A 6000-nucleotide genomic window follows, 5' to 3' on the forward strand; every position below is an offset into this window, starting at 1 on the left:
TCCGACGCCCCTGATTCCGAGACCCGGTCGATTTTACTGGATCAGCTTCCAGTCGCCGTTGTCGACCTTGACCATCACCCGTGCGCGCTGGTCGAAGCCCAAATGATCGGTCGGCGACATATTCACGATGCCATGCGAGACGGTGACGTTTTTCAGCCCTTCGAGTGCGTCGCGCAGCGCCACCTTGAATTCCTTCGTGCCCGGCTTGGCTTTCTTGAGTGCCACTGGCACCGCATTCTGCAACAGGATGCCGGCATCCCAGGCATGCGCGCCGAAGGTCGAGACGCTGCCCTTGCCATGCGCAGCCTCATACCTGGTCACATAGTCGAGCGCCACCTTCTTGATCGGGTTGCCATCAGGCAGCTGCGCGGCGACGAGCACCGGGCCGGCCGGCAGCAGCGTGCCTTCGCAGTCCTTGCCACAGACGCGCAAAAAGTCCTTGTTGGCCACGCCGTGAGTCTGATAAATGGTGCCCTTGTAACCCTTTTCCTTGAGCGTCTTTTGCGGCAGGGCCGCGGGGGTACCCGAACCGGCGATCAGCACGGCATCCGGCTTGGTGGCGATGATCTTCAGCACCTGACCGGTCACCGAAGTGTCATTGCGGTTGTAGCGCTCATTGGCGACGATCGATAGCTTTCTCGCCTCGGCAATCTTGGAGAACTCTTTGAACCAGCCTTCGCCGTAGGCATCGGCAAAGCCGATGAAGGCCACGCTCTTGATGCCGTGGCTGGTCATGTGTTCGACGATCGCCGTCGACATCTGGATGTCGTTCTGCGGCGTCTTGAACACCCATTTGACTTTCGGGTTGGTGGTATCGACGATCCGCGAAGAAGCCGCCATCGAGATCATCGGCGTCTCGGCCTCGGCGACGACGTCGATCATCGCCAGGGAATTCGGCGTGATCGTCGAACCGACGATCACATCGACCTTGTCCTCGGTGATGAGCTTGCGGGTGTTCTTGACCGCGGTAGTGGTATCGGAGGCATCGTCGAGGACGATGTAATTGACCTTTTCGCCGGCGATCGTCGACGGCAACAGCGCGATCGTGTTCTTTTCCGGGATGCCGAGCGAGGCCGCCGGCCCCGTGGCCGAGACGACGACGCCGACATTCAGATCGGCCAACGCGCTGCCGGCGACACTCGCCAGCAGCGCGAAGCACAGGGATTTCATCTTCGCTTTCATGGGCTCCTCCCTAAGTTGTGGCAAAAAACGCAGAGAACAGCACCAATTTATCATCGCGGCAGCTTCTCGTCCATGAATTCGAAAGGGGTTCACGGCGTTCCCCATGTATCCCAGGCAATTTTCACGATCAGCAGCGATGTCATCAGCAGGAAAACAGCGCGCACGAAACCGCTGCCATGCTTGATCGCCAGCTTGCTGCCCAGCCTTGAACCGGCGATATTGCACAGTGCCATGCCGAAACCGAGCGTCCAAAGCACATGATTCGTGGGCGCGAACAGCAACAATGCGCCAGCGTTGGTCGAGGCGTTGAGAATCTTCGCCGCTGCCGATGCATGCAGGAAGTCCATGCCGAAAAAGCGCACGAAGGCGAAAATCATGAAGCTGCCCGCGCCCGGACCGAAGAAACCATCATAGAAACCGAGCAGCGCCCCGACCAGGATCGCCACCGCGACGAGATGCTCTGCAGCCACCCGAGGTGAGCGCTTGCTCGCCCCGAAATCCGGTTTCGACCAGGTATAGACCGCGACCGCCACAAGCAGCACGAGCACCAGCGGACGCACCACGTCCTTGGGCAGCCAGGCCACCACGGCGGCACCAAGGAACGAAAACAAGAAAGCCGCGCCCGCCGCCGGCAACACCAGCCGCCAGGGAAGCGTCACCGCCCGGACATAGCGGCGCGCTGCGGAAAGCGTGCCGAAGATCGAGGCAAGCTTGTTCGTGCCGAACAGGGTTGCCGGCGATTCACGCGGCAACGCGGCAAACAGGGCTGGAACCTGGATCAGCCCCCCACCTCCCGCGACGGCATCGACGAAACCGGCGAAAAACGCGGCGATGAGCAGCGTGAGCCAAACGGGATCGAATGCGCTCATCGGGATGCCGTCCCACCAGCGCCGAATTTCATCACTTGCCGATGCAGAAACGGCCGAAAATCACGCCCAAGAGGTCGTCGGCGGTGAATTCGCCGGTGATGCCAGACAAGGCCTGCTGGGCCAGCCGCAGCTCCTCGGCGGCCAGCTCGAGCCGATGCAAATGGCTATGGGCAGCGGCTAGGCATTCGTCTGCCTCGGCCAGCGCTTCGAGGTGCCGCGCGCGGGCAAGCAGCGCGTCTTCGCCATGACCCTGCCAGCCGGCGATACGCAGCAGTTCCTGATGCAGTAACTCCATTCCTGCACCCTGCTTCGCCGACAATATGAGGTGGACGACGCCATGGACGAGATGCCGGCCGGGCGGACGCTTAGCCAAGTCGCACTTGTTTTCGATGATGATGCGCTCGATGCCGGCCGGCAGCCGCACGGCGATCGCCTGATCGGCTGGGGTGATGCCGCAGCGGGCATCGACGATCTGCAAGATCGCATCGGCACGACCGATTTCCTGCCAAGTGCGCGCGATACCGATCTTCTCGACCGCGTCCTCGGTTTCACGTAGCCCGGCGGTATCGATGATCGATACCGGAATGCCCTCGACGAGGATCGTTTCGCGCACTGCATCGCGCGTCGTGCCGGCGATCTCGGTGACGATCGCGCGCTCTTCGCCGGCCAGCCGGTTGAGCAGCGAGCTCTTGCCGACATTCGGTAGCCCAGCAAGCACCACCGTCAGACCGGAACGCAAAACGCTGCCTTCACGCGCACGGGTGCGCAAGCGGGTGAGATCGGCGCGCAGTCGTTCCAGCCGCGGCACGATATCGGTAGCGGTGAGTGGATCGAGCTCCTCGTCGGGAAAGTCGAGCGTGGCCTCGATCAGGCTCCTGAGCTCGACCAGAGCGTCAGTGAGCGCTCGCACGGCTCGTGAAAACTCGCCGGAGAGCGATCTGGCCGCCGCCCGGGCAGCCTGCAGGGATGCGGCATCGATCAAGTCGGCAATGCCTTCGGCCTGGGCCAGATCGATCTTGTCGTTGAGATAGGCACGCAGTGAAAATTCGCCCGGCTCGGCCAGTCGCGCGCCGAGCTCCAGGCACCGGGAAAGCAGGCTATGCATCACCACCGGCCCACCGTGTCCGTGCAATTCGAGCACGTCCTCGCCAGTGAAGGAATGCGGGGCCGGGAAGTAGAGCAACAACCCCTGGTCGAGCAATCTGCCGTCCGCGGCGAGGAAATCCACCAACAGGGCGCGGCGCGGCGCGATACGCTCTATTGGCTTGCCAGTGAGCCGGGCCGCCATCGGCAACAGGTCGGGGCCAGATACCCGCACCACGCCGATCCCGCCCCGGCCTGGCGGTGTCGCGATCGCGGCTATCGTGTCAGTGGGCTTTGAGGCCGGCACGCTCGATCATCCGGTTGACCTGCCACTGCTGGGCGATCGACAGGATGTTGTTGACCGTCCAGTAGAGCACCAGGCCGGCCGGGAAGAACAGGAACATGCCGGTAAACACGATCGGCATCCAGAGCATGATCTTGGCCTGGATCGGATCCGGCGGCGTCGGATTGAGCTTGGTCTGCACGAACATCGAAATGCCCATGACGATCGGCAAAACGTAATAGGGGTCTTTCACCGACAGATCGGTGATCCAGCCCAACCAAGGCGCGCCGCGCAGCTCGACGGTGCCGAGCAGCACCCAATAGAGCGCGATGAACACGGGAATCTGCACGAGGATCGGCAGACAGCCACCCAAGGGGTTCACCTTCTCGCGCTTATAGAGCTCCATCATCTCCAGATTCATGCGCTGCTTGTCGTCGGCGTACATCTCCTTGAGCTTCATCAGCTTCGGCGTCAGCACGCGCATCTTCGCCATCGACTTGTAGCTCGCCGCCGAGAGCGGAAAGAAAATCAGCTTGATCAAAATCGTCAGCACGATGATCGCCCAGCCCCAGTTGCCGACCAGCTTGTGTATCCATTGCAGCACCCAGAAGAGCGGCGCGGCGATGAAGGTCAGCCAGCCATAATCGACCACCAGCTCCAGCCCAGGGGCGATTTTCTCCAGCTTGTCCTGCTCTTGGGGCCCGGCATAGAGCGGCACCGTCAGCTCAGCACCGGTAAGCGGCAGGATGACGCCGGCGGCGTAGAGGTTACCGTCCAGCTTGCGGGTGAAGTATTCGCGCGGACCCTTGGCCGGAATCCACGCGGAAACGAAATAATGCTGCACCAGGGCGACCCAGCCGTCCTCGGCCGCGGTCGGATGCTTGCCTTTTTCGCCGAATGCCTTGAATTCGACCTTCTTGAACTTGTCCTGATCGGTGAAGAAGGCCGCGCCGGTGAAAGTGGACGTCGACATCGCACCTCCTGACCCTTCCGGCGGCATATCGTTGCGCACCAATTGGAAATAGGCATGGGCACCGGCCGGCGGTTGGGCACCGACGAATTTGTAGCGCACATCGACCAGATAATCGCCGCGCTTGAAGACATAGGTCTTGATGACCTTGCCGCCACCTTCGATCGGTGCCTCGAGGAAGACCTCGAGTTTGTCTTCACCCTCTTTGAGCGCCGCATCTTGCTTCGGCAGCGTCCATCGTGATTTGTGGTTCGGTAGGCCCGGCCCGATCAGCCCGGACTGGGCGGCGTAGCCAAAGGCCGGATCGATCAGCACGAAATGTTTGGCGGGGTTGTCGTGCGCCTGGTGCTTCAAGAGCTCCAAACGCACCAGATCCCCCCCCTGCGATGAAATCTCGGCCTCGACGAGATCGGTGCTCACCTTCAACACGGCCGCCTGATTCAAGGCCAAAGAATTCGCCGTCGCGGGAACAGTGGGCGCAGAAATCGGCGCTGGCGGCACGGCACCACCGGGAGCGGGCACAGCGGAACCACTGCCGGGCGCGGGAATCGTGGAAGTCTGCGCGGCAGGGACCGGCGGTGGCAAGTCCTTGCGCTGCCAGGCATTCCACAGCATCAGGCAGGAAAACAGAAAGACCAGCAGCAGAATCAGGCGTTGGTTGTCCATGTTCGGAGCAGACTGCGACGATAAAGGTGCGCCATTCTACGGCACCGGATCATGTCCGCCCGGATGCCACGGATGGCAACGCAACACGCGCAATAGCGACAGCCAGCTACCGCGCAGCAGGCCGTGCTTTTCGAGCGCCTCGATCGCATAGTGCGAGCAGGTCGGATGGAAACGGCAGGAGGGGGGAAAGAAGGGGCTGACCACGAGCTGATAGGCGCGTACCAGCCAGATCAGCGGCTTGGCCAGCAGATTTTTCACCGCGGGCTGCGCTCCCCGGCGTCCTCTTCCTGCCTCTTGGAGGCTGTCTTGGCGAGTTTGTCGAACAATCCCTCGATTTCCATTCGCCAGTCCATTTTTTCGATTGCGGCCACCGGCCGCATCAAACGCAGGACGATGTCCAGCGCCGGCAACCCAGGCCGCTTGAGGCGAAAGGCCTCGCGGACCTGACGCTTGATCGCGTTGCGCAGGACGGCGCTGCGCGCCTGCTTTTTGGGAAGCACCAGACCCAAGCGCGGGTATTTCAGACTGTTTTCCTTGAAATGAAGGGCGAAACGGTCACCGCGCACGGCCCGCCTGGCATCGAAAACCGCTGAGAACTCCTGCGGTCTGAGCAGCCGAAAACAGCGGTCGAAACCAAACCGACCAGGATCGGCGCCGCAATCGTTCAAGCGCGATCAGACGGCCAGACGATGACGCCCCTTGGCGCGGCGGGCGCGCAGTACCGCGCGGCCTCCACGGGTGCGGGAACGGACGAGAAAGCCATGCGTGCGCTTGCGGCGCACCACCGATGGTTGATAGGTACGTTTCATGTCGAATCCTTGTCTGGGAAAAAGCCCTGTATTACATCCTGTCGAGGATAGACCTGTCAAGGATTTCGCACGGATGAGCGCTTTCCGGTGCTCATCGGGTTGTGGATAACCTGGCGTGAATCGTTTAGAATCGATTGG

The 6000-nt window shown here is 61.8% G+C and carries 7 protein-coding genes; all 7 read right to left on the reverse strand.

All coding sequences use genetic code 11. The annotated features are described in order from the left end of the window. Positions 1-33: 33 nt before the first annotated feature. Positions 34-1182, reverse strand: coding sequence for an ABC transporter substrate-binding protein (locus EL335_RS12860; RefSeq protein WP_126447529.1), 1149 nt, complete (start codon positions 1180-1182; stop codon positions 34-36). Between the two features lie 89 nt (positions 1183-1271). Then, a complete protein-coding gene (locus tag EL335_RS12865) occupies positions 1272-2051 on the reverse strand; it encodes a TSUP family transporter (RefSeq protein ID WP_126447530.1) in 780 nt (259 codons plus the stop codon). A 31-nt stretch (positions 2052-2082) separates the two neighbouring features. After that, complete coding sequence (mnmE, locus tag EL335_RS12870) at positions 2083-3441, reverse strand: tRNA uridine-5-carboxymethylaminomethyl(34) synthesis GTPase MnmE (protein ID WP_126447532.1); 1359 nt, start codon at positions 3439-3441, stop codon at positions 2083-2085. Next, on the reverse strand, positions 3419-5053 hold the full coding sequence (gene yidC / locus EL335_RS12875; protein WP_126447534.1) for a membrane protein insertase YidC: 1635 nt from the start codon (positions 5051-5053) through the stop codon (positions 3419-3421). Before yidC ends, mnmE begins: the two co-directional genes overlap by 23 nt. Before the next feature lie 36 nt (positions 5054-5089). Continuing rightward, on the reverse strand, positions 5090-5302 hold the full coding sequence (gene yidD, locus EL335_RS12880) for a membrane protein insertion efficiency factor YidD (RefSeq protein ID WP_431306275.1): 213 nt from the start codon (positions 5300-5302) through the stop codon (positions 5090-5092). A gap of 5 nt (positions 5303-5307) precedes the next feature. After that, positions 5308-5721, reverse strand: coding sequence for a ribonuclease P protein component (rnpA, locus tag EL335_RS12885; RefSeq protein WP_126447538.1), 414 nt, complete (start codon positions 5719-5721; stop codon positions 5308-5310). 6 nt (positions 5722-5727) lie between these two features. Continuing rightward, a complete protein-coding gene (rpmH, locus tag EL335_RS12890; RefSeq protein WP_126447540.1) occupies positions 5728-5862 on the reverse strand; it encodes a 50S ribosomal protein L34 in 135 nt (44 codons plus the stop codon). Positions 5863-6000: the final 138 nt, after the last annotated feature.

This window comes from Sulfuricystis multivorans (genome assembly GCF_003966565.1).
In the GTDB taxonomy this organism is placed as follows: Bacteria; Pseudomonadota; Gammaproteobacteria; order Burkholderiales; family Rhodocyclaceae; genus Sulfuricystis; species Sulfuricystis multivorans.